Below are 23,494 nucleotides of genomic sequence, written 5' to 3'. Positions count from 1 at the left end.
CTGTCTCCTTGTCAGTATCCCGCAACTTACGAAGCAACAGACTCGGGCTTTGGCACGGCTTCCACGGGTGCTGTGTCCGGCAGCGGCCCAGGTTTGACGAAGGCGTTGACGACATTGGCCAGAAGCCGAGAAACGTTGTTCTCGAAACCATTTACCGGCAGCGCCTGGCCGAAAGCGATCGAACTGCAGGACAAGACCGCGCCATCATTGGGAGTGGCGAAGTAGGTGATGTCCCCACGCACACGATAATCGTAGCTGCCGGTGATCCCCGGATGCTGATGCAATTGAACCTGCACGTGTGTAATGTAGTTGTCGGTATGGCCGCCAGACGAAGCAATTACCTTGGCGTTCGGCGGCGTACCGAGCGTCAGATCGTAGCGGTCCAACTCGACGCCGGCAGCTCCATTATAGGCAAGGCCGAAATCGCCAATGATCTCGCCCTCGATACCTTCAGTTATCCAAGACAGTGTCGGTTCATAACTATCCGGCATGCGGAAAAACGGTTCGCTCCTGCCAAAACCCTCCGACACAAAGCCAACACCCATGATCTTCTGAGGTGGCCGGCCCAGGCATTTCCACGGTCCACCTTTCTGCCCCGTGGTCGCCATGTAGTGCTCACCAGGGCGCGCCTCCCACGCCTTCCACGTGTCACCGAACTTGCGGCACTCGAGCACCCAAGGCTCATCCTCGCGGATGGCCACATTGCAGTAGTATCCATTGGCTCCGAGGTAGATGTAACGGCCGCCGTCCTCGATGTAATCCTCGGTCGCATCCATCATCCGCTCGGAGTAATATTCCGGATGCGTCCCGCTGATCACGCAGCGGTATGGCTTGAGCGCTGCAACGCCTTCGAGATCGAGATCTTCATCAGTCAAGACGTCGTAGTCGTATTTATGGTGTTCAAGCCAGGCGATCACTGACAGATCGGCAGGATACTGCCAGGTGATGTCCATGCTCGAAATGCGGTACTTCGGCCGCATGTTGACCACTGGACGACGATAGGAGCTGTAGCAAACCCCTTGGCCGTCGGCCCATGAATCATAGCAACCGTGCCCGAACTCGGGGTTCTTGTACATCTCGACATCGATGTCGGTCAGGATCGGGGTCATCCCCGTCATGCCCTGAACGATCGGCGCATCGAAGCTCAAATGCTCATTGGCGTAGGCTAAATAACTTGCCGTAGGCACGAGGAAGGCAATGCGACCGGTCGGCACTTTCGGGCGAACAAAGAAGGGGATATATTCCTCTCCCAAGCCGGTGCCCGGGCCCGCGCGCAAACGCATGGCGTAAGCGCCGCTGCGCAGCTCATCGGGCAGCTTCAGTGCCTTGGTAACCTTCCAATTGCAATCGATGAGGGCATCGGAGTGGAATTCGACCCCGCCGTATTCATTCGGTGCCAGTCGGAAGCAGTCGTTGCGTCCGCTCCAGTTCCACCCGGTCTGCCCACGAACTGGCCGATTGTAACCCTTGGCGTGCAACTTGAACGGACCGACGTCGGTCACGACATCGCCGACTCCTTGATCGGTGTACCCATGGGTCGTGTCCCAATAAGCCACCATGCCTTTGGATGGCGCAACGTACCCGCTTCGGATGAGATCGAGCTCATCGCGGCCCAGCACACGATCAAACAATCCGGGTCGGTCGATTTTTCCGCAGTAAAGTTGAGAGACGAAATGCCCCCGCTTCTCGTGCCAGTCCCGCGACCCCGCCATCAAGAACGGCGTGTCCGCCAAATGCTTGGGACGGAAGCGGAAGAGTTCCGAGACATGCGATCTGAGATCAAGAGGGGCGACCTTGCCGAGAACGCTGTTATAGCGATTGACCACGCCCTCTTGATAAAGCGTGGCGCGACCGGTTTTCGCGTCCAAGCTCGCCGCCACGAAGTACCACATGTTAGCCTGGAGCGGCACCTCGGCCTCCAGGTAATCGACTTCGTCACCCTCACCTACCCAGAACTCCAAGAGCCCGTTCTGCTTGATGCCGAGGCCAAAGCCACGGTTTTTGTCGTTGTCCCAACGTCCGATCAAGCACTGCCGCATGCCAACTTGGGGCCATAGCGGATGGATGAACGCAAATACCGTGAGGCTGCCCTCGAGAGCCAACCGCCGCTCTGGGTCCGCGACCTCGAGAAAAGAACCCACTTGCGTGTATTGCTTCTCGACGCGCCAATCTCCGTTGACGGAACAGTCGATCTCCTCTTCCACGAATCCTGGACCTGCCGGATGTTGGTCACCGTGGATCAGGCGCACCAGCTGCGCCTCCGCGACATCTGTCCCGTCGGCATTGACATGAAATTGGATGACATCTCCCGGCTTGACCGAAATCTTGTCCGAATAGCCAAAGAGCTTAACTTGCGCCATCTAGTGACTCCCCACTCACATCTATGTTCCGCGTCTCAACTCGCGGCCTAGGATTCGAGAAGATCTTGGACCCGGCGTAGAAACACACCGTGATAGGCTTCAGAGGGTGACCTGTAGATCTTGTCCTCGACCACGCGGGGCGCGACACCCCGATGGCCTGAAAGCGCGACTATGCGGTAGCCCTCGATCGATTGAAGCGCGGTGATCGCGTATTTGTCCGGCTGCGGCTGATTCCTGAAGTAGATCAGTAGCCGCTCCAATGCCTCGCTATGCTGCCCCTGCGGCGCGCGTCGATGCTCATCAATCACTTCGGGCGTCAGGAGCCTCTTGAGAAATTCTCGTTGCATCTTGTCATAGCGGCGACGGTAGACGTCATCCACGCTGCTGGCTTCAGTCGCTTCCTCGGGCAGCATTTCCCCGCCCTTTTCCGCGCGGGTAGAGCGGCGTTCGCTCTTCTTCTTGTTTCTCCAGCTGCGGAACTGCTGCTTGATGCCGAACAGGCCGTTGCGAAGATAGAGCACAACAAACAGCATGATCAGCCCGATGATAATCAGGCGCATCGGCCCCAGCGTGATCAGGACTTTATCAAAAAAGACCACGATCAGGGTGCCGACCACCGCGCCTTCAGACCGTCCGACGCCCCCGATCACGAGCATGGCAAGTCCGAGCAATACAGTATCGAAACTGAAGATTGAGAAGGCCACACCGCCGTAGTTTGCGGAATAGAATCCTCCGACAAAGCCCAGCGCAATGGACGAGATCAAAAACACCCGGACACGCGCCTGGCGGTAGTTGACGCCGGTGGCCTCCGCGAACGCCTCTCGCTTCTCCGGCGCCATCCGCAAGATCCGCCCCAATCGCCGTCCGTTGACGAAGCGGTAGAGGAGCAGCGCAAGCAACATCAGCGTAAAGCATGCATAATAGGCAAGCTGCAGCTGGCCCGAGGAGGACCAGTCCTGGGGTATATAGGTGGCAGCACCATAGAGTCCGCCCGTGGCCGAGCCGAATTCCTTAGACGTGACGAAGTAGACGCGGCATAGCTCATTGAGCCCGAGCGTCAGCAAAGCATAGTAGAACCCGTCAAGCCTGGTCGCCGGCAGCGCGATAATGCCTCCAAAGATCAAGCCGACTACCGCGCCGAGCGGCGGCAGCGCCCACCATGGTAGTCCGAGCGTCGCCGACGAGTATGCGGTGACAAACGCCGCGGTTCCGACGATCGCGTAGGTGGCCAGCGAGAAGATGCTCGCGGTCCCGATGACCAGCATCCAACATAGGTTGATGGCAGCGTAGATCCCGAACGTAACGCCTGCCGTGAGCAGCGTGTTCTCGAGACTGGCCGGCGTGATGAGGGGAATAAGTGCCAACGCGATCAGCCCCATGACCCACCAGATGGGACGCTTGTCGACAATCGTCTTTTCTCGGCGCAGGCTCTTCTCGTTGTACTCGCCGCGAATACGCAGTACCCGGCGGCGGGTCGGCCAGTAGCGATGGCGCCGCCAGAGGCTTTCGCCATGGCCCGCCCATTTATGGTAGTAGCGGAGCCGCCCGACCGGAAACAGCTTCGTGCTTGAGGCCCGGGTTGTATCCCAGATCTCCTGATGGCTGACAAAAGAGGCGGTCGGAAGCTGTTCCACTTCCTGTCCGCTGTCCCACACGAACAGCGGATTTCGCCAGGTTCTCTGAGCTTGGCTACGCTCGGTCATGCTTTAAGCCTCTCTCGCCCGGTCAAGAATTCCAGCGATCCCTCTCGGGCGCACCAGCAGGATTAGAATGATCATCAGGAATTGCGTGATCAGAACGTAGCGGCCGCCTATGGAGACTGTTGTGAGCGCCTCATTTAGACCAAGCACCACCGCTGCAATGACTGCGCCCTGCACGCTTCCAAGTCCGCCGCATAGCGCAATACTGACGGCCTTGATCATCGCCGTAAGGCCGCCGAAGGGCGAAATGTAATAGGTCTGGGATAGAAGGACCGCAGCCAAGCCCGCCAAGGCCCCTGTGAGCGCCATCACGTAGAACGATGTCCGCCTCACGCCGATGCCGACAATCGAGGCGGCATGCGGATTCATCATCATGGCCCTGATCTCAAGTCCGCGCCGGCTCGATCGCATCCATCTGAGCACAAGCAGAAGCATGACAACCGAAGTGATAACGTTCCCGACCTTGTCAGCCGTCAATGTCATTCCGGACAGGGAGAACTTCCAGGTCCCGAATATCTCGGGCAAGCTTTTGGAGCGCGGACCAAACCACCAGAGCAGAGACTGTGTCCCGATCAAGTTTATCGCGAGCGTCGCAATCAGTCCCCGGATCGTAAAGTTCGGCTTGTCGTGGATGGGAATGAAGGCCAAGGCGCATACAAAGAGCCCGCCCAGAGCCCCCGACAGAACGCCGCTTGCGAGAACGGCAGGACCCCAACTCGATACGTGCTGGGCAAATAGCCAAGCTCCATAACCCGCAAAGGCAAAGATGAACCCATAAGCGAGGTTTAGCAGCCCCAGGCTTGACCAGGTGATGGATACGCCGATCGCAAGCGTGCCATAAATGCACGCCAGGACGATCGTATTGCTGACGACGAACCAGATATCCATCGCTCACGCCTTTCCGTGGTCATGCAGCATCAGCGCAGCCGAGGCTTCGCCTTTCAGCTTGCCCACATGCATCCCGATGATACGGTCAACACGCCCCTCCAAGAGGGACACGTTCTGCTCGGCGATCACCATCGCTGCCCCACCGAGATCGAGCGCCATCAGCGCGTCGATCACGTTTTTTCCGATTTTTGGCGCGAGCCCGAGTGAAGGTTCATCGATAAGGAAGAGCGACGCTTCTCCCATCAGGCCCCGGCCGATCGACACCATCCGACGCTCGCCACCCGACAGTCGTCCAACCGGAACGCTCATCAGCTTTTTCAGAGGCGGAAATATCTGCAGAATGCGCTCTTTGCGTTCTTTGCGCTCGCGCCAGGAGCGCGGGGTGAACGCGCCGGAATCAAGATGTTCTTCGACGGACAGACCGTGAAAAATCTCGTCTCCCTGCGGTATGAGGGCGAGGCCTGTGCGCACGATCTGATGCGTGTAGCGTCCCGGACCCTGGCTGCGCGTACGGCCAACCTCAACGCCGTTCAACTTTATCGATCCTCGTTGCCATCCTGTCAGTCCGGCGATTGCGTAGAACAACGTCGACTTCCCGTGGCCGTTAAGACCCACAATGCCGATCCGCTCTCCGGAGCTGACGATCAGGTCGAGGTCATGGATGACTCTCATCGGCCCATATCCGGCCGACAGGCCGGACACGTTGAGCACCTCACGTCGGTGAACTTGCGGATGCGCCGCCCGGCCGAAATCCTGCTGCATGACGTTCATGTCAGGCTGCCTCGTCTACGTTTTCAAAATAAGCCGCGTGGACCTTTGGATCAGAGAGCACCTTCGCCATGGAGCCTTCCGAGATCACCTCGCCTGCGTCCATCACCATGACGCGATCGGCAATCGTCCCCAAAAGCTCAATTCGGTGTTCGACGATGATGATCGCGATGTTCATCTCCTTTGATAGCAGCCGAAGAAGAAAATCGATCTCCTCTACTTCGGAGTTGATCAGACCGGCTGCCGGCTCATCCATGAGCAAGAGCGAGGGCCTGCGCATCAAGAGGCAGGCGAGCAGAAGCTTTCGGCGGTTCAGCGTTTCAAGCTGAGCCGTCGGCACGTCCTCGTCGACTTTCAAGTTGACGAGTTCCGCGCCGTACTCCGCGTCGAACTTTGTCAGATATGGCGGAAATGCTTGTCGCGCCGCTTTGAATGTTTCGCCGACCGTCAACTCTTCCGGAATGACGGGTGTCTGATATGTGCGACCGATCCCGAGCCTGGCCCTCTTGTGCAGCGGCAGCGAGGTGACGTCCTCGCCCTTGAAGGTGACTTTGCCGCTTTTCGGCGCCATTCGTCCCGACAGCACCTCGAAGAGGCTGGTCTTGCCGGCACCGTTCGGGCCAATAACGCCAAGCACCTCCCCGACCCCGACGTTAACGTTGATATCCCGAAGGATCTCCCGTCCGCCGAGATCGAGATGGATGCCGCTGCACGAGAACAGCGGCTGAGACGGATTGTTGTCCCACGATCGGTTCTCGTGCGAGCTCTTCAACATCAGGACCACCAGGGGGCTTTTTGAAGCTTCGACTCAGCAACTTCGTTCGGGAAGATCAGCTTGTGCTCCACGTTCTGAACCTGGAAGTAGAGCTGAGACACCCCCTTATCGATCTCCGACACCTGGAGCGTGTCACCGCCATTGTTCGGGAAGTGGAAGCTTTCCTGATAGGCGTTGTTCATGTTCATGAACCCACTGACGCCGCGCTGGGGGTTGGCTCGAATCCAGTCGCAGACCTCCTTGAACTTCCGGGGATCGCCCACCGCCTCCCATGCTTTCTTCAGGTAGTAGGTCTGATCATACGAGATGCTGGGATAGGCAAATCCCATGATCCCCGGGAAGCGTTTCTTGTACTTGCGCGCGAACTCGCGGCCCTGCTCATCTGCATAGAGGCCCATCGTCGTTGACCAGACAAAGCCATTGGCAGAGTTGCCCGCCAGTTGCAGAAACTCCGGTTGCGACGGGCCATACTGGAGATAAACCAGAGAATCCGGCACAGGATCGGCGACGAACTGCTTGCAGAAGGCGGCATATTCAGCCGCCACCCAATGATCGACCATGATGGCTGCCGCACCGACTTCCTTCATCTCGCGAATGACGGGCGCCCAGTCCTGGACCGGAAACTGAATGTCGGTGATGCGCGCCACCTCAAAGTTGCCGCGCTTCTTGAATGCTTCTTGCGCCGCCTTAGAAATCGTTTGGCAGTAGGCGACCTGCTCCTGGACGATGTGGACCTTTCGGTTCTTTGGCTTCCAGACACCCCTCTTCTCTTCATGTTCAAGCCAGATCGGATAGGTCCAACCGTAGTCGACCTCCGAGGGTGGTGTCTGGAAGACGTGGCTATACTTTTCGGGATTGTTCTTGACGGCCTCGCTTCCCGCACGTTGCGCGCTACCGTGAATCCAGGGACACTTGTATTTGACGGATGCGTCCATCGCCGGCACCGGAACGAGGGTAAATGCAAAGGAGATGGCATCGACTTTCGCGTCAACGCACGCGGCAACCGCCTGCTTGCTGCTTTCCGGCGAGAGAACATCGATGTCGACTGTGAATATCTTCAGCTCACGGCCGAGCACGCCGCCGGCGGCATTGATTTCCTCAACCGCGAGCGTTGTACCCTGGACAAAATCCAAGTGATCAGCCACCCCCGCGGCCGACGTCTGCGCGGCTGGAATTCCAATCACGATGGGCTTCCCGCCTGCCGCATGTGACCGCACAATCCACGGCATCGCCAAGCCTGCACCAAGGCCCGCTGTCACTGTCCGTCTGGTCAGCTTTGAAGTCATTTCAGCATCCTCCTCCTGCGCTTATTGAGATCGGTCGGATGGACCCGGCTGCGCCACCGATGAAAAAACCGTATCCCTGGTTTGCATTTTATGCAAGTCATTTTTACTTCATGCAACTGACGCGACGCGAAAATGTTCTGCCTCGACGCAGCCGGTACAGGCGGCGCCTCCCAAAGCTCCACCTTCGCTGCGGATCAGACCGCCCGATGCCGCAGAAAAATCACGCGGTCTCTGCTTGAATCGTCGATCGCTTTGTCGGTCTTCCGGCGATGAGTTTGCCTAGCCAGGCGCCGTCAGCCTCTCGGCGGGATCTGAAACGATCAAGGCACTTCTTGGAGCAGAGGGGGATCCGCCATGAGTAGTACCGGATAAGACCAAACCTGCCATTGCAGACGGCGCATCGCTTGGCTCTGCGATTTTCGAGACTTTCCGAGGATTGGCGCATAGTCGTCTCCGCTTGGTTTGATCGCAGCTATTGGCCGATCATCCCTTCATTGTCGCGCTGATGAGCATGTTATAGGTGGCTACCAAGGCTCCTTCTCGCCCAGCGCCTCCTTGATATTGCTCAAATCCAACGCTGCGATTGCCGCAGCTTCGGACGCGCAAAACCTTGCTTCAATACGTCACTTGACCGATTTTGTGGACAGCAGCGGGATCGGCTCAGGACTGGTTAGTTCCGGAAAACTGTCGGCGGCTGGTCCCAAGGCGCCGCCCATTTCCATGCACCCATGAGCAGCCGCTGGTGCCGATGATGAAGCGCCGGCTTGTTAAAGTCAGCGTGCCTCGGACCGGTAATTTGCCGGTGCCAACACTTCTGACCTGTCGTAGACTAGCCAACAAATGAGCAGGGTTGGAGACCGCCCAAACAGCCATTAAGGCGGCACGACAGCCCCGCAAAAAGAAGTTAGCATCAGACCGAACGCTACCGGCTGGCCCCTTCCGGAAACAACATCCCAGGGGAAGCAGTGAGGACGCACTTGGATAGCTCGGTGATTGTCCCGTGGGACGCGGCATCGGTCGACCCACGCGCGCAACTGATCGACAGGACGGCTGAGGTCACGCGGCTTATCCGCGACCTGGTGAGGTGCCCTGCTTTCACGTTGAGCGCCTGGGATCCTCTGTCTCAGACCCACCTTCATCAGACACTTGCAAGTGACGGCTATCATGAGAAACTACTCGAGCACATCAACGATGATTTCGTGAAAGATAATCCTGCCTTCGCCATCGCGCATCGAGACGATCCGCGCTCGCTAAGGTGGCAGGACTGTGAGCGGGACTGGGATCTTTGGTTTCCCGATACTCTGATCGCCCGCGAGTATCTCATCCCGTCAGGTTTCCACGAGGGCTCGACTATGTGCTTGCGGTTACCAGATGGACGCTACGTCGGCGCCATCCATATGAACTGGACCGCTTCGTCTGCCGCAACGGATGAGCGCAGAGAAATTACTCAGCGATTTCGCCCCATTCTGGCCGAGTTGTGCGACCGGCTCCGCACACCGCGCCTGATCGCCGAAGGAGTAGCTCCGACTTCCTTTGCACTCGTCATTTCCTCGAGCGGTGCGGCCTTTAACTTGCTGGCACGCGCGCCGGGCCCCCATCTCGGCGAAGGAGGCGAGTTGCGCCAACTGCTGTTGAAATTGCTCCGGCCCTGGACGCCACGGCGCTTCCTGTGGAGCGATGACGCCGGCCAATGCCACCGCGTTTCAATTATCCCGTGCCAGCACAACATGGTCCTGGTAACTGAAGAGACCATTCCATGGCCATACGATCTCTCACTAAGAGAGATACAGGTTTTGCAACTGGTTGCGACCGGCGCATCCAATCCGCAGATTGCCGAGCATCTGTTCGTTTCGCCGCGCACCGTATCAACCCATATCGAGCACATTCTCGCGAAGATGGAGTGTGTCTCACGTGCACAACTCGCGGCGAGAGCCATGTCGGAGGGTCTGCTGCTTGCCCAGACTCCTGGCAAGCGCGCTCGCGGCCTCGATGTCTGGTAGACTGCGAGCTCACCCCGCTAGGATCCTGGTATCCAATCTGTCCCCGCCAGCGGAAGCCGTGTCATGGCGGCTGCCTCGACCGTCAGGGCGACAAGATCCTCTGGCTCCAGGTTGCGCAGGCGACTCTTGCCGCAGGCGCGCGCAATCGTTTGGGCCTCGAGCGTGATAACCTTGAGGTAGTTCGCAAGCCTGCGCCCAGCCAGGACCGGATCAAGCCGCGCCGACAGAGCGGGATCTTGGGTGGTGATGCCCGCCGGATCTTTGCCCTCGTGCCAGTCGTCATAACAGCCCGCGGTCGTTCCCAACATACGGTATTCGCGCTCATAGCAGGGATCATTGTCACCGAGTGCGATCAACGCGGCGGTCCCGATCGCGACCGCATCCGCTCCCAGAGCAAGAGCCTTAGCCACGTCGGCACCACTGCGAATCCCGCCAGACACAATCAATTGCACCTTTCGATGCATGCCAAGATCCTGCAAACACTGCACCGCGCTTCGGATCGCCGAAAGAATCGGAATACCGACGTGCTCGATGAAGACGTCCTGCGTCGCAGCGGTACCGCCCTGCATGCCGTCGAGGACCACGACGTCTGCCCCGGCTTTCACCGCGAGAGCAACATCGTAATAGGGACGGCTTGCACCGATTTTCAGATAGATCGGCTTTTCCCAGCTTGTCAGTTCGCGCAGCTCAAGTATCTTGATTTCCAGATCGTCCGCCCCCGTCCAGTCCGGATGCCGGCAAGCAGACCTTTGGTCTATTCCCTTGGGAAGCGATCGCATCTTTGCAACGCGATCAGAAATCTTCTGACCGAGCAGCATGCCACCGCCGCCCGGCTTGGCGCCCTGCCCAATGACGATCTCGATCGCGTCCGCCTTGCGCAGATCGTCCGGGTTCATGCCGTATCTTGACGGCAGATATTGATAAACGAGTGTCTTCGACTGGCCTCGCTCTTCTGGCGTCATGCCGCCGTCGCCAGTAGTGGTCGACGTTCCCGCCAGACTGGCTCCCCTGCCGAGCGCTTCTTTGGCCTGCGCCGATAGCGCACCAAAGCTCATACCAGCGATCGTCACTGGGATTGCGAGCTCAATTGGCTTCTTGGCAAAGCGTGTACCAAGGATCACGCTCGTTTCGCAGCGTTCTCGATAGCCCTCCAGGGGATAGCGCGACATTGATGCGCCCAGGAATAAAAGGTCATCGAAATGCGGCACCTTCCGCTTGGTGCCGCCACCACGGATATCGTAAATGCCGGTCGCGGCCGCGCGCCGGATTTCGGCGATCGCATGTTCGTCAAAGGTGGCAGAGCGGCGCGGCGGAATATAGCCCCACGTCTTCTCGATCGCGTTCATCAATAGGCCCCGGCATTGTCGATGTGGAAGTTGTAAAGCTTGCGGGCAGACCCATAGCGACGGAACTCCGACACATCTACATTGTGAGCCTCGCCAGCCCGTTTGAGTAGCGCAAACAGCTCAGCGCGATGCTCGTCCGTCAACTCCTTTTCGATACAGTCGGCGCCGAGACTCTCGACCTTACCGCGAACATAGATGCGGCCCTCGTAAATCGAGTCGCCCAGTGCTTCCCCGGCATCGCCGAATGAAACGAGACGGCCGGTCTGAGCCATAAAGCCTGATAAGTGGCCAATACCGCCCTTCACGACAATGTCCGCTCCTTTCATGGAGATACCGCAACGGGCACTCGCATTCCCCTCGATCAAAAGGAGGCCGCCATGTGCGGTGGCGCCAGCACACTGGCTGGCATCGCCCTTCACGTGGATCAGACCGGACATCATGTTTTCACCGACTCCCTGCCCGGCATTGCCGTCAATGATGATGCTGGCCCACTTGTTCATGCCTCCACAATAGTAACCGACGTGGCCCGCGATCTCGACATCGAGAGGCGCATTGATGCCCACGGAAATCGCGTGTGCGCCGTTGGGATTCAGGACCCGAAAGGACGCCTCGTTGGTCTTGGTGCCACTGTCAAACGCCTGCAACATAGAGTTCAGATCACGCAACGGCGTCGTGAGAAGATCGATCTCTCGAGCTTGTTTCGATGACTGGGACTGTTTCAGATCGCGGTGCGACCATTGAGCCCTCTCGACCTGATTCATGGCTAGTGCTCCCAGAAGTAAGGTGTTGCGGGCTTTGGCTCGAACACCCGCGCGCTTTTGATCCCCGGCAGACAAGTCAGACTCCTGTACTCGGAAGCAAACGCCACATATTCGTCGGTTTCGGCCATGACCGCAGGCTTGCACGCGATCGGATCACGCAGCACACCAAATCCGTTCTTGGTCCCGACCACAAAAGTGAAGAATCCGTCCAGATCGTCCACGCTTGATTTGAGAGCCTCTCCGAGCGTTCTTCCGCGCTTTAACTCACGGGCCAGGTACCCCGCGGCGACCTCAGTATCGTTCTCGGTTTGGACGACAATCCCGTCGCGCCTAAGCTCACGCCGAAGCGATGCATGGTTGGAGAGAGATCCGTTGTGGACCAGACATTGGTCGGGACCGGTCGAAAACGGATGAGCACCAGTGGTCGTCACTGCGGACTCAGTCGCCATTCGGGTATGGGCGATGCCGTGGGTTCCAGGGATGGACCCGATGTTGAACGAACGAGCCACCTCGTCGGGATAACCGACCTCCTTGTAGATTTCGAGATTGAGGCCCTCGCTCAATATTCGAATATCCCGGGCATTCTCCAGGAGCCAGTCGCGGCAAGATTGCGCGAGAGAAGTTGGCACGCTCAAAACAGCGTGTGTGTAACGGCTCGTCAGCGAGACCGAAGCGCCTAGGGATCGCGAGAGCATATCTCCAAGCGCGTCGTAGTCGGCCCTCGCATCCACAGACGTCAGCGTAAGTTTCGTTTTTCCTGACTCCTCCGCCGTATACAGCGCAAAGCCGGCCGAATCGGGCCCCCGGCTACATAGCGTCGACGTCATCGAAGCAAGCAGCTCGCCGAGGCGCGGCTGAAGTCGAGTTTCTTTGATAAACAGGCCTGCAATTCCACACATCTTGCTCTCCGGCATAGGTAGGGTCAGAAGAAGCTGAGATATCTTTCAACTTCCCAGTCGGACACATGGCGGTGATATTCCAGCCACTCCGATCTCTTCAGCGACACGAATTCCTTTATAACCGGCTCCCCGAGAGTGCCGGCGAATAGCTGATCGGATTCAAGCGCATCAAGCGCATCGGTGAGCGTCTGCGGAAGCAGATCCACGCCCATCTCATTGATGGCCTCGAGCGAGAGACCGTAGAAGTTGACGTTCCTGGGCACACCCGGATCGAGTTTGCGCTCAATGCCATCGAGACCGGCAGCGATGAGTGCCGCAGTGGCGAGGTACGGATTCATGCTGCTGTCGCCCGTGCGAATCTCAAGCCTGCCGTAGGGAATCCGCACCATCGCGGTTCGGTTGTTGTCGCCGTAGGCGATGAAGGCAGGAGCCCATGTCGCTCCGGACACCGTACGACCGACAACAAGGCGCTTGTAGGAGTTCACCGTGGGCGCCAGAAGCGCCGTCAGCGCCCTTGCATGCGCCAGCACGCCACCAAGGAAATGATAGGCGAGCTTGCTCAAGCCCATTCCATTCGGGTCCGCGTCATCGTGAAAGAGGTTTCGCCCGCCCTCATCGGCGATCGAGCAGTGGATATGCATGCCATTGCCTGTCGAATTGCTGCGCGGCTTGGGCATGAAGGAGCAAATCGCGCCGAACTCGTGCGCGATCTCGGAGGCCGCCATCTTAAAGAAGACGATCTGGTCCGCCGTCTTCAGCGCGTCGGCGTATTTAAAGTTGATTTCATACTGCCCGTTCGCGTCTTCATGATCGATCTGATAGACATCGATCCCGACGGCCTGCAGGGATTCCGTCACGCGCTCAAGGAAGCTCCGGCCACGCATGAGGCCACGATAATCATAGGCGGGCTTGGCCAGCGTATCCGTGCCATCGAACGGCGAAAGCTTTCCATCCGGCTCACGCCGCAGCAGAATGAACTCAGGCTCCAACCCCGTATTGAGCGTCCAACCACGGTCGGCAAGTCGCGCGACCTGCTTCTTGAGGACGTTACGCGTATCGATCGGATGCGGCGCCCCCTTCACGGTCCCTGCACCCATCATGCGCGCGTATCCCGGCGCCCACGGCGTGACCGTCAACGTATTGAGTTCACAGACCACCATGTATTCGGCCTCATGGGGAAGAAGGCCAAGGCCCCATGCGCCACCGCCCGCGAAACCGGCCCCATCGGTCAAAACATCTTCAAGATGCTGCACCGGAACGGCCTTGCTCTTCGCCACTCCATGCAGATCGACAAATTGCGCGAGCAGGTAGCGGACACCCGCCTGCTTCAGGAAAGCCTGAGCCCCGGCCAGATCCACCCCCTTAGGGGTCAAAAGACTTCCCGGTGACAATGCGCCAGTCCACGTGTTCGGGAGATGCATTCGGACTTCTCCTTTGATTGGCTCCTCGTCACTTTGCACCAAGTCTGGCGAGTTGCCCATGCCGGCGGAGATGTACGTATATCACTATTGCATTTCATGCAACTTGTTTTTATTATATGCAAACTACGCGATCGGGGATAGCAAGTGTCAAGCTCCGTCGAGACTGCGAACGCCGAAAATGAACCCATAGGAATTCCCCTCTCGGAGCTTGCCGACGGCTGGGCAAAGTACTGGTCCGCGCCGGCGATCCCATTCTGGTGGCGCGCGGCGGCGCCGAGCTCCGGGCCTTGGCCAATTCCGGCCGACAAAGCGGATGTGGTCGTTATCGGAGCAGGGTTTACAGGGCTTTCTGCTGCCCTGGTCCTCGCTCGTGCGGGACGGCACGTTGTTGTCGTTGACGCGGGCGCACCTGGCTTTGGTGCGAGCACTCGTAACGGCGGTCAGGTCGGCAGCGGTAATCAGAAGTTTCGGGTGAAGACGCTCATCCAAATGAAAGGCGAGCGGAAGGCGGTTCAGCTGCTTCGTGAAGGAATCGAAATGCTGGATGGTATCGAAACTCTCATCCAGCAGGAGAACATCGATTGCTCATTTACGCGCTGCGGGCGCTTCCGCGGCGCGATGCGGCGAGAGCATTATGATAGCATGGCTCGCGACCTGGACGATCTGAAGCGTTACGTTGGCGTCGAATCTTGCATGATCAGCAAAGCCGAGCAGCGCCAGGAGATTGGCTCGGACCTGTTTTATGGCGGATCACTGCTACCGCACGATGCGAGCCTCCATCCGGGCAAGTACCACGCGGGCCTCCTGAACAGCGTTATAAAGGCGGGCGCTGCCGTGCATGGTCAAGCAGCGGTGCTCGGGATCACGAGTGGGCGGGCTGAGCACACATTACACTTCGATAACTTTCAACTTCGGGCCAGAGACGTCCTCGTTGCCACGAACGGCTACACAAAAAATGTAGGTTCTTTCTTTCAAAAGCGGATCGTTCCAGTCCGCTCGGCGCAACTGACGACCGAGATCCTACCGGCGCAGATCTTTGATCAGTTGATGCCGAGGAAGCGCGTGTACGGCAACACCAACCGCGTGTTCTTCTATTTTCGTCCGGCGCCGGACGAGAACCGGCTGATTTGGGGTGGGCGAGCGAACCATTTTGCAAGCGATTCGGCGCTCGCCGCCTACGCGCATCTGGCGCGCGATGTACTGCGTACCTTTCCTATTTTGCAAGACGTGAAGGTATCCTACGCATGGAGCGGCCTGATCGGTTACACATTCGATGAGTTTCCGCATTTGGGACGAACGCCCGATGGGATCCACTACGCAATGGGATATTGCGGAACGGGCGTTTCGCGCTCCACCCATTTTGGTCGAAAGATAGCGCTCAAAATGCTCGGAAAGGCGGAGGGTCGGTCGGCGTTTGATGAATTAAATTTTCCGAGCCACATTTTTCACGCGTTCGCAAAATCAGCCGTACCAGCTGTCGAAGGATGGTACCGCGTCCGCGACGTCACGGGACGGTAGAAGAGCGAAGATCGCCAGAATTCATTTGCACTTCACAGTTCTCTACTTGCAACGCGAGCGAGATCGACGAGATACCAGAATGCAACGACGATCAGGCAACGTTCTTGGAGCGGCTACGGCCGATGAACGTCGCAGAATTGGAGGAGATGAAATGGCAAAGGGCGCGAGAGCACAACAAGGCCGACAAAATATATCCTCAGGGGGAGCCTACGAGAATATCTTTGGCTATTCCCGAGCTGTCGCCAAGCATGGTCAGATTCACGTGTCAGGCACGTGTGCTCCGGCTGACTTCGAGGGCCGTGGAGCATACGACCAGGCAAAAGCGGCTTTAAGGACAATTTCGATGGCGCTTGGAGTAGCGGGTGCCGAGCTCGCGGATGTGGTCCGCACTGTAGTCTACGTCCGCAACATTGCTGACGCCGATGACGTTGCAAGAGCTCACCAGGAAACATTCGACGCGATCCGACCGGCTTCGACGCTTGTTCAGGTCACTTCTATGTTGCGCGAATGGCAACTCGTCGAAATCGAGGCGTATGCGTTGGTCGGATAGATTGCTAAGCCTCGAAAGCTCTTGAGAGAGATCCATGAACCCACCGATCCCGATGGTACTCCTCCTGACTAGCGGCGCTCCCTTCGGCTAGATCTGCGATTCGCGAGCCGTCAGCGAGCTGGGTGCGCGCCCAGCAAATGACGGCGGGTGCCCTATCTGGGTGCTCCTCCCTCCACTGCCCGGAGCTTTAACAGGCTCCGGGCCTTTTTTTGGAATCCTCTCCGACGGGCAACGGGCTGCAATGCCCGAGATTCCATGCACTGAACCTCTCGAAATCTCCATGGGCTTTCGCCGTTCCGCCTGCGCGTGCAAATATCGTCGCAGCTATCCAGCAGGCAGAGACGACTTCTCTTGTCGAGGCCAAGCACAGCAGTCGACCCACGTGATCACAGACGATCGGCGCCTGTGCGCCGCCAATGAGATACTCGCGCCCCAGACGCGCACTAACCACCGCTGCAAAATCGGCCCCGCCGCCAAGCTCACTATGCACTGGCTGCCGCAAGGCTAGCGGGCCCATACAATTATCGCGCATATATGATCATCGTGATCAACTGAATGGAATTGCTTAAGAGCTTTTCCGGGCCATGCGGGACGTCCCCGGGGAACGTGATTGCGTCTCCAGGCTCGAGAAGTAAGGTCTTGTCGTCCAATCGATAATGCATTGTCCCGTTTAGCACATAAATGAACTGCGTCCCCCGGTGCTGAAAGCGGGGATAACTCTTACTCCTCTTATTCACTTCGATGAGAAAGGGCTCGAACGACTTTCGTGTCCGATAGGACAGCAATCGATAGGTGTACCCATACTTGGTACCCGGGCGAACGACCTCCAACAGCTCGGTGGCCTTGATGAGTTGAGCCTCTCCCCTGGATCGCTCGATCTCGCTGAACAAGTTCGAAAGGTCGATGCCTAGCGCCGTGCATATGCGTTCGAGCAGCACCAGGCTGGCCGCAGATCGTCCCGTTTCGAAACGACTGAGCATTGAGACTGAAATGCCTGCTGCCGATGCGACCTCGCCAAGCCTGAGCCCACGCTCGAGCCGGATATTCCGAATGGTACCCCCCACTCTCTCACCGATCGACAATTTCGGCCTGCTCTGGGCGACGGACGAGAGCCGTTCAATCAAGCCGCCCGGGTCGACATTCTCGCTGCGCTTCGGATCTGCTCGCCGGGACTTGCGCAATTCCGGATCTGCCGCCGCACTGGGATCGGACTGGGAGGCCTTTTTTGCGCCTAGACCTGGGCGATGTGGATTCGGCCGCGAAGGCATTTCTACGTTGGTTCCAGTAAAACAGGCGGCGCATGCCTTTTCGAGCGAGCGACCACTGCCCTTTGTTGGCTGTGTCGATGTGAGCGCAGGACGGCACGCCCGCGCTTGAACATCATGGATCCGACAGCGCGCACTAAGACGGCTCAACTGCGTCGTTACAACGCAACATGCAGGGCGAACGCCCTCACGGTCATCAAGAACATTATTGCTGAAGCCGACGACCCGCCCACAATGCACAACACGCTGCCGGCGCTTCACCTGCCACTGTTCGCGATCGCCTCGATCAGCGCATCGAGTTGTTGCTTGGTCGTCCCCGGCGTCACCACTACATGACTAACGTCTTGAGTGGCTATCTGCCACTTCGCTTTGACACCCTCTTCGACAGGCGGCAAGACAACAGTTAGCGCATGGGGATTACGCCACGCGTCGACACCGCGGTCGTTAAGCTCATCGGCGGTATAGGCAGCCAGTTGCTCGCATTGATCGAACATGCGCTTGATCCCCGCGATCCCCAGACAGCGGATCGCGTACCAGAGGACAATCGGGCTATACGCATTTCGAGATCCGCTCAGCGTCGTATCCAAACTGCCGATATAGTCGATCGCGCGCATGACCCGCCGCACGTTTGACTTACGCGCGAGAACAACACCGCACGGCATCGGCGCCCCAAGAAATTTGTGCCCACTGATCGTGACCGAGTCCGCTCCATCCTCGAAATCGAAGGACGGCTTCGGGTTTAGAAATGGAGCGTATGGCCCGCACAATGCCGCGTCGGCATGAACATAGCTCTCACGAACTCCGACATCCCGCAGGACCGCACGAATTTTTGACGTGTCGTCCCTACCTTCCTTCATTGTGGTGCCGATGTTTGCGACTATCAGAGCCGGCCGATTTCGTTCATTGCTCGCCTTTCGCGCCAGATCGTCATAGTTAATTTCTCCGTGTGATTGCGAATCCACAACGGCGTGCTCCAGCCGGAGCAGACGAGCCGCTTTACTCACACTATAGTGCGAGTCCCGCGAGAAATACGCGACGCCATCTGGATAAAGTTCTCGACCGAGATACAGCCCATAAATATTTCCCTCGGTTCCGCCGTTTGTGATGTAGCCCCAGAAACCGTCATCAGGCGCCCGGAATAGCTGAGCGAAAAACTCAACCACTTCGCACTCGAAGGCATGCGAGTTGACACGATAAGTCCCTGGTTCGAACGGATCTCCGAGGTTGTTTCCGGTGAACTTCAGGAAGCGCCACAACGGCTCATAGTTGAAGTCCTTAGCAAACGGGTAGCCCAGAAAGCATGCATTCGCATCCCGCATGGAGTAAAATAGTTGATCAAGTCGTGTGAGATTCTGGGATCCTAGCGTCACGAGTGCCTCACTGCGGTCAACGTCGACAGACTTGGCTTCAGATTCTGATTCACGAGCGGGCAGACCATGCTGTCTAGACCCACTCGCTGGCGCCTCGCTCAAGAGAGGGGCGGAGCATTGGGAAAAACGGCGGCGAACTGCCGATCTGCACTTCACCCACGATCTGCCATCCCAGGCGCTCATACAGACGCGCCGCCTTAAGGCTGGTGGCTTCTGTAAATGCCAGTCCTTTCGCCTCGTCCAGGATGGCGAGACCATGGCGATAGAGAAGGCCTCCTAAGCCCGATCGCTGGTGTATCGGATCGATGCCCAACATAGTGAAGTACCAGTGCGACTCCTTAGGATGATACTTGCCGAATTTCTCGAATATCTTTTCCGTTTCCGTTCGTCTGTAATCCGGCACACTGCCAAGCAGGAACCTCATCATTGCTGCATCATCGCGAGGCGCCTTGTCGGTTAACCACAGAAGCGCCCCTTTATCGCCGCCATCAAAATACGCTCCGCTTCGATCAGCGTACGGATCGCCGGCATAAAAGTCGAGAAAGCCTGCGAAATGACGTAGAAAGCGATCCGGCTCTGGGTATAACCACCTCAGTAACGGACACATCGCAAAAGCTACTGTCAGAATGGCAATGACCCTAGGGCGGTCCTCTGGGGCGACGACCTTGATCGACTCGCGCTGTCCCGACTGGGATGACATGATTGCACCTCTCACTAATTGCGATTGGAATGATCGCGCGACGAAGCGGAGCTAGAAACGCATACGCAAGCGTTCGAACCCAATGACGATAATCCGCATGACTCACACCTTCGGACCCGTTCGCCGCACTCAGCAGCCTCGGTCGAGCCGTGCTGCCACAGAGAGCCATTGCAGGAGTTGGGCCACTCAGATGCTCGCCATTGCCTTACCTTTTCCGAGCCACAAGTCGCAATCACGACAGGTTGTCGGGTTGCAATCGTGGAGTCGCGTTTACTTTTGGACAGAAGAACGCGCAATCCGGGTTCATCTATTGAGCTGCGGAAATCGACCGCCGGCACACCGTCCCAACAGTTTGCTGGTGGACACATTCATGCCCTCGGCGGCTCGCATCATGACAGACGGTCGTCCATGCCGTTTCGGGTCCACTTGCCATAACAAGGCATCACGTGGCTCTGAAGTTCTCAGACCTTATGAATAGCGATAAACACTCGGCCACCCGGTCGCAGCGACGCCGGGTCTCCGCAACAGCATCGCAACAAGGTCGGCTCGCCGCCTGACCATTTTGCGTGTCGCGTGATCCCGATCTCGACCTGCTGGCCACCGGGCGGGGCGGCACGCGGCACTGCGCGCACCTGGGAGCCGTCCACCACATCTTCGTCGAGTGACCTGCCACTGCGTATACGGCATCGTTCTTACCTCGTTTGACATAGGGCTTTGTGTAGGCCGGCGGCATCAGAGACACATCGTGTCCCATGGCCTTCAGTTCGCGCGCCCAATAGTGCGCTGAGCCGCAAGCCTCCATGCCAACGCGGCACGGCTCGATCTTCGAGAAGAACTCGCGCATCGTCCGGCGCGTCAGCTTGCGCTTTACGGCTGGTGCATCCTCACTAGACAGCGCATGAATCTGAAAATAGTTCTTGGCGAGATCAACGCCTATTCTGATAAACTTCATCTCGGACGGTCTCCCTTCTTTGTGGCGCTCTGGCGACCACGCCTTGGCACTATGATGCCGTTGAGGTGAGGCCGTCCACACCATCAAGGATGAGGAGATCGACGCGGCCGAGCGCGCGCAGCAGGCGCGGGTGGCGGCCGTCACCGCGCGCCAAGGCCAGATCGCTGAACAGTCGCGGGACGCGCTGATAGAGCACGGAGCGATTGTCGCGGCAGGCTTTGTTGCCGAGCGCCGAGGCGAGCCAGCTCTTGCCGACGCCGGACGGGCCACAGATCAAAAGATTGGTGTGGTCGTCGATCCATTGGCCTTCGACCAGCATCGTCAAGAGGCTGCGGTCGAGGCCGCGCGGGGTGCGATAGTCGATGTCCTCGACGCAGGCCTGCTGGCGCAGCTTGGCATATTGAAGCCGCTTCGACAGTCGCTTGTCGCGTCGTAGCGACGCTTCACGTTCGAGCAGCAGCGCAAGCCATTCGGCGTGGCCGAGGCTTGCGGCCTCGCCGCCGGCTTCGATGTCGGCGAAGGCCTTGGCCATGCCGTGAAGGCCGAGCTGATGGAGTTGATCGAGGGTCGGATGGGTGAGCAAGGCGTGATCTCCTAATTATAGTAGCGCGGCCCGCGGATGTTGGGATGAAGGATCAGCGCGTCGTCCGCGGAGCGCTTGGGTGAAGGACGCCGATCAAGATTGTTGGCGAGGATCGATTTGACCGAGCCGTAAGTGCGCGCGCCGATGTCGATCGCCCGCAGGGCAGCGGCATCGAGCCGCTTGCGGCCGTAGGAGCGGGCCAGTCGGATGATGCCGAGACAGGCGCGGAAGCCCTGTTCCGGATGCGAGCGCTCATCGAGGATCAGATCGCACAGCGCCGCGGTGGCAGGTCCGATGATGGCTGCATCCTTGCGGATGCGCTCGATGGTCCAGCCGGCGTAGCGCCGATGACTGGAGGCCATGTGCTCCGGCACGGTCGTGTGCTTGTGGTTGCCGCTCATGCGTTGATGCGCGGCGATCCGCTCGCCCTTGTGGAAAATCTCGACGGTGCGCGCGGTGAAGCGCACCTCGACCTCGGCGCGAACGAAGCGATGCGGAACGCTGTAGTAATGCGCCTCGACCTCGACGTGATAGTCGATGCTGACCCGGCAGATCCGCCACTCGGCGAACACGTAAGGGCTCTCCGGCAAGGCCTTGAGCGCCGGCCGGTCGATCTCCTCCAATAGCTTGCGGCGGGTGACGCCGAGCCGCCGGATCGGCCGCTCCTCGTTGAGCCGGGTCATTAACTCAGCGATCGCCGCGTTGACCTCGGCGAGGCTGTGGAAGATCCGGTGGCGCAGCCGCCCGAGCAGCCAGCGCTCGACCATGAGGACCGCCTGCTCGCCTTGGCCTTGTCGCGTGGCCGCCGTGGCCTGGCCGGCAGAATGGCGGTGCCGTAATGCGCCGCCATATCGGCGTAGCTGCGGTTGATCTGCGGATCGTACAGGCAGGCCTTGATCACCGCGACCTTGGTGTTGTCCGGCACCAGCAGCGCCGGCACGCCGCCGATCGCCTCGAAGGCGCCGACGTGGCCGCTGATCCAGTCGGCGAGCCCCTGCGTCCAGGTCGCCTGCGCGTAGGTGAAGCTCGATGCACCAAGCACCGCGACGAAGATCTGAGAAGAGGCCTCGTCACCCCGGGCGACATCATCCCAGAATGGTGGGCGAGATCATCTCGGAATGGTGGGCGACATCAAATCGGAATGGTGGGCGAGATCATTCCGGAATGGTGGGCGACATCGAGCGGAGCAGTCCTGTTCTACAACACCCTCCGGCACGGCATATCCTACAAAGATCCGGGTGCCGACCACTATGAGGAACAATATCGTAGCCGCGTCCTCGCCAATCTGAAGCGGCGCGCCAAATCGCTGGGCTTCGTTTTGCAAGCTGTTCCCTGCGGCCCTGAGGTGGCTGTTTCTTAGGAAGGCCGCAGCCTACTTCGCGAAGGAAGCGACATGAAGTTCGCCTTCGTCGCGAAGCACCGGACGATCTGGCCGGTGGCATGGCTATGCGATGCGCTGGGAGTGTCGCGGTCGGGCTTCCATGCCTGGCTGAACCGCTCTCCCAGCGCCAGATCCCGCAGCGACGAGGAGCTCGGCGGCAAGGTCAAGGCCAGCTTCGTCGCCAGCGACCGCACCTATGGCGCACGCCGGGTGTGGCGTGACCTGCTCGCCGACGGGGCGGATTGCGGCCTGCACCGGATTGAGCGGCTGATGCGCCTGCAAGGCTTGCGGGCGCGGCCGCGACGCCGGCGCTTGCCGAAGGATGACGGCGATCGACAGCTCGAGACCGCACCGGCGAACCTCCTTGACCGGCAGTTCGCCGCCGAGCGTCCCAACCAGAAATGGATCGCCGACTTCACCTATCTCTGGACGGCCGAAGGCTGGCTCTATGTCGCAGCGGTGATCGACCTGTTCTCACGTCGCGTGGTGGGCTGGTCGATGAGTGCCGCCATGACGGCACAGCTCGTGACGGACGCATTGTTAATGGCCGTCTGGCGACGCGGCAAGCCGGATGCGCTGTTGCATCACTCCGACCAGGGCAGCCAGTACACCAGCGAGCAGTTCCAGCGCCTGATGGCCGACCACGGCATCGTTTGCAGCATGAGCCGCTCCGGCAACGTCTGGGACAACGCGGCGATGGAGAGCTTCTTCTCCTCGCTCAAGACCGAGCGTACGGCCAACAAGATTTATCGAACCAGAGACGAGGCACGCGCCGATGTGTTCGACTACATCGAACGATTTTACAACACGACCCGCAGGCACTCGACCATCGGCTATCTCAGCCCGGTTGAGTTCGAGCGCAAGGTGGGATTAGCTTAACCGGGTGTCCATCAAACCGGCAGCAGCTCAATCGAGAGCAATTCTCTCCAGAGGAGCTTCGGCGATGGCTTGAAGATCAATCCATACCGTCG

17 protein-coding genes and 3 pseudogenes are annotated in these 23,494 nt (G+C 58.8%); 5 read left to right on the top strand and 15 right to left on the bottom strand.

The genetic code is table 11. The features are described from left to right. Window positions 1-26: 26 nt before the first annotated feature. Genes AAFG13_RS36260 through AAFG13_RS36235 form a run of 6 tightly spaced genes read right to left on the bottom strand, consistent with a single transcriptional unit; the run spans window position 27 to window position 7,777 of the window. Window positions 27-2,360, bottom strand: a complete 2,334-nt coding sequence (locus tag AAFG13_RS36260) for a N,N-dimethylformamidase beta subunit family domain-containing protein (protein WP_342709833.1) — start codon at window positions 2,358-2,360, stop codon at window positions 27-29. Between the two features lie 47 nt (window positions 2,361-2,407). Next, window positions 2,408-4,063, bottom strand: a complete 1,656-nt coding sequence (locus AAFG13_RS36255; RefSeq protein ID WP_342709832.1) for a branched-chain amino acid ABC transporter permease — start codon at window positions 4,061-4,063, stop codon at window positions 2,408-2,410. A 3-nt stretch (window positions 4,064-4,066) separates the two neighbouring features. After that, window positions 4,067-4,948: a branched-chain amino acid ABC transporter permease gene (locus AAFG13_RS36250; RefSeq protein WP_342709831.1), complete on the bottom strand. Its 882-nt coding sequence runs from the start codon at window positions 4,946-4,948 to the stop codon at window positions 4,067-4,069. Between the two features lie 3 nt (window positions 4,949-4,951). Next, a complete protein-coding gene (locus AAFG13_RS36245; protein WP_342709830.1) occupies window positions 4,952-5,719 on the bottom strand; it encodes an ATP-binding cassette domain-containing protein in 768 nt (255 codons plus the stop codon). Between the two features lies 1 nt (window position 5,720). Continuing rightward, a complete protein-coding gene (locus AAFG13_RS36240) occupies window positions 5,721-6,491 on the bottom strand; it encodes an ATP-binding cassette domain-containing protein (protein ID WP_342709829.1) in 771 nt (256 codons plus the stop codon). Continuing rightward, a complete protein-coding gene (locus AAFG13_RS36235; protein WP_342709828.1) occupies window positions 6,491-7,777 on the bottom strand; it encodes an ABC transporter substrate-binding protein in 1,287 nt (428 codons plus the stop codon). The genes AAFG13_RS36240 and AAFG13_RS36235 overlap by 1 nt, the downstream gene beginning before the upstream one ends. 977 nt (window positions 7,778-8,754) lie before the next feature. On the opposite strand from AAFG13_RS36235, the gene AAFG13_RS36230 reads away from it, so the two are divergent. Further along, the gene (locus AAFG13_RS36230; RefSeq protein ID WP_342709827.1) at window positions 8,755-9,777 is read left to right on the top strand and encodes a helix-turn-helix transcriptional regulator; all 1,023 of its coding nucleotides are present in this window, start codon (window positions 8,755-8,757) and stop codon (window positions 9,775-9,777) included. A gap of 17 nt (window positions 9,778-9,794) precedes the next feature. Here the strand turns inward: AAFG13_RS36230 and AAFG13_RS36225 are convergent, their stop codons facing one another. The 4 genes from AAFG13_RS36225 to glnT form a co-directional block, all read right to left on the bottom strand. Next, window positions 9,795-11,123, bottom strand: a complete 1,329-nt coding sequence (locus AAFG13_RS36225) for an FMN-binding glutamate synthase family protein (RefSeq protein WP_342709826.1) — start codon at window positions 11,121-11,123, stop codon at window positions 9,795-9,797. After that, window positions 11,123-11,770, bottom strand: a complete 648-nt coding sequence (locus tag AAFG13_RS36220; RefSeq protein ID WP_342713467.1) for a protein glxC — start codon at window positions 11,768-11,770, stop codon at window positions 11,123-11,125. The genes AAFG13_RS36225 and AAFG13_RS36220 overlap by 1 nt, the downstream gene beginning before the upstream one ends. Before the next feature lie 116 nt (window positions 11,771-11,886). Next, entirely contained in the window at window positions 11,887-12,783 is an 897-nt protein-coding gene (locus AAFG13_RS36215) for a glutamine amidotransferase family protein (RefSeq protein WP_342709825.1), read from the bottom strand. Between the two features lie 23 nt (window positions 12,784-12,806). After that, on the bottom strand, window positions 12,807-14,204 hold the full coding sequence (glnT, locus tag AAFG13_RS36210) for a type III glutamate--ammonia ligase (protein WP_342709824.1): 1,398 nt from the start codon (window positions 14,202-14,204) through the stop codon (window positions 12,807-12,809). 144 nt (window positions 14,205-14,348) lie between these two features. On the opposite strand from glnT, the gene AAFG13_RS36205 reads away from it, so the two are divergent. Then, a complete protein-coding gene (locus AAFG13_RS36205; RefSeq protein ID WP_342709823.1) occupies window positions 14,349-15,722 on the top strand; it encodes an FAD-dependent oxidoreductase in 1,374 nt (457 codons plus the stop codon). 151 nt (window positions 15,723-15,873) lie between these two features. After that, window positions 15,874-16,272, top strand: coding sequence for a Rid family hydrolase (locus AAFG13_RS36200; protein ID WP_342709822.1), 399 nt, complete (start codon window positions 15,874-15,876; stop codon window positions 16,270-16,272). Between the two features lie 521 nt (window positions 16,273-16,793). On the opposite strand, the gene AAFG13_RS36195 is transcribed toward AAFG13_RS36200, so the two are convergent. From AAFG13_RS36195 to istA, 5 genes and pseudogenes are all read right to left on the bottom strand, one after another. Continuing rightward, on the bottom strand, window positions 16,794-17,453 hold the full coding sequence (locus AAFG13_RS36195) for an XRE family transcriptional regulator (protein ID WP_342709821.1): 660 nt from the start codon (window positions 17,451-17,453) through the stop codon (window positions 16,794-16,796). 341 nt (window positions 17,454-17,794) lie between these two features. Beyond that, window positions 17,795-18,907 (bottom strand): histidine decarboxylase, encoded by a 1,113-nt coding sequence (locus tag AAFG13_RS36190; protein ID WP_342709820.1) that lies wholly within the window; start codon window positions 18,905-18,907, stop codon window positions 17,795-17,797. Window positions 18,908-18,980: 73 nt separating this feature from the next. Continuing rightward, window positions 18,981-19,607 carry a GNAT family N-acetyltransferase gene (locus AAFG13_RS36185; protein WP_342709818.1) on the bottom strand — a complete coding sequence of 209 codons (627 nt, stop codon included), beginning with the start codon at window positions 19,605-19,607 and terminating at the stop codon, window positions 18,981-18,983. A 1,034-nt stretch (window positions 19,608-20,641) separates the two neighbouring features. Then, window positions 20,642-21,142, bottom strand: a pseudogene (locus AAFG13_RS36180) (ATP-binding protein); the annotation flags it as partial. Window positions 21,143-21,153: 11 nt separating this feature from the next. Continuing rightward, window positions 21,154-22,202, bottom strand: a pseudogene (istA, locus tag AAFG13_RS36175) (IS21 family transposase); the annotation flags it as partial. Window positions 22,203-22,283: 81 nt separating this feature from the next. Between istA and AAFG13_RS36170 the strand changes: the two are divergent. Beyond that, window positions 22,284-22,502, top strand: a complete 219-nt coding sequence (locus tag AAFG13_RS36170; RefSeq protein WP_342709817.1) for a hypothetical protein — start codon at window positions 22,284-22,286, stop codon at window positions 22,500-22,502. Continuing rightward, a pseudogene (locus tag AAFG13_RS36165) lies at window positions 22,503-23,402 on the top strand (IS3 family transposase); the annotation flags it as partial. It lies immediately after the preceding gene. Window positions 23,403-23,494 lie beyond the last annotated feature (92 nt).

Source organism: Bradyrhizobium sp. B124, from assembly GCF_038967635.1.
In the GTDB taxonomy this organism is placed as follows: domain Bacteria; phylum Pseudomonadota; class Alphaproteobacteria; order Rhizobiales; family Xanthobacteraceae; genus Bradyrhizobium.
This window is presented reverse-complemented; position numbering and strand designations above follow the sequence as displayed.

What these genes read in the sequence shown, in the direction of transcription:
- AAFG13_RS36185 (WP_342709818.1), bottom strand. Translation starts at nt 19,607, where the DNA reads ATGTCATCCCAGTCGGGACAGCGCGAGTCGATCAAGGTCGTCGCCCCA.
- AAFG13_RS36255 (WP_342709832.1), bottom strand. Translation starts at nt 4,063, where the DNA reads ATGACCGAGCGTAGCCAAGCTCAGAGAACCTGGCGAAATCCGCTGTTC.
- AAFG13_RS36250 (WP_342709831.1), bottom strand. Translation starts at nt 4,948, where the DNA reads ATGGATATCTGGTTCGTCGTCAGCAATACGATCGTCCTGGCGTGCATT.
- glnT (WP_342709824.1), bottom strand. Translation starts at nt 14,204, where the DNA reads ATGCATCTCCCGAACACGTGGACTGGCGCATTGTCACCGGGAAGTCTT.
- AAFG13_RS36200 (WP_342709822.1), top strand. Translation starts at nt 15,874, where the DNA reads ATGGCAAAGGGCGCGAGAGCACAACAAGGCCGACAAAATATATCCTCA.
- AAFG13_RS36245 (WP_342709830.1), bottom strand. Translation starts at nt 5,719, where the DNA reads ATGAACGTCATGCAGCAGGATTTCGGCCGGGCGGCGCATCCGCAAGTT.
- AAFG13_RS36260 (WP_342709833.1), bottom strand. Translation starts at nt 2,360, where the DNA reads ATGGCGCAAGTTAAGCTCTTTGGCTATTCGGACAAGATTTCGGTCAAG.
- AAFG13_RS36220 (WP_342713467.1), bottom strand. Translation starts at nt 11,770, where the DNA reads ATGTTGCAGGCGTTTGACAGTGGCACCAAGACCAACGAGGCGTCCTTT.
- AAFG13_RS36170 (WP_342709817.1), top strand. Translation starts at nt 22,284, where the DNA reads ATGGTGGGCGAGATCATTCCGGAATGGTGGGCGACATCGAGCGGAGCA.
- AAFG13_RS36215 (WP_342709825.1), bottom strand. Translation starts at nt 12,783, where the DNA reads ATGTGTGGAATTGCAGGCCTGTTTATCAAAGAAACTCGACTTCAGCCG.
- AAFG13_RS36235 (WP_342709828.1), bottom strand. Translation starts at nt 7,777, where the DNA reads ATGACTTCAAAGCTGACCAGACGGACAGTGACAGCGGGCCTTGGTGCA.
- AAFG13_RS36240 (WP_342709829.1), bottom strand. Translation starts at nt 6,491, where the DNA reads ATGTTGAAGAGCTCGCACGAGAACCGATCGTGGGACAACAATCCGTCT.
- AAFG13_RS36225 (WP_342709826.1), bottom strand. Translation starts at nt 11,123, where the DNA reads ATGAACGCGATCGAGAAGACGTGGGGCTATATTCCGCCGCGCCGCTCT.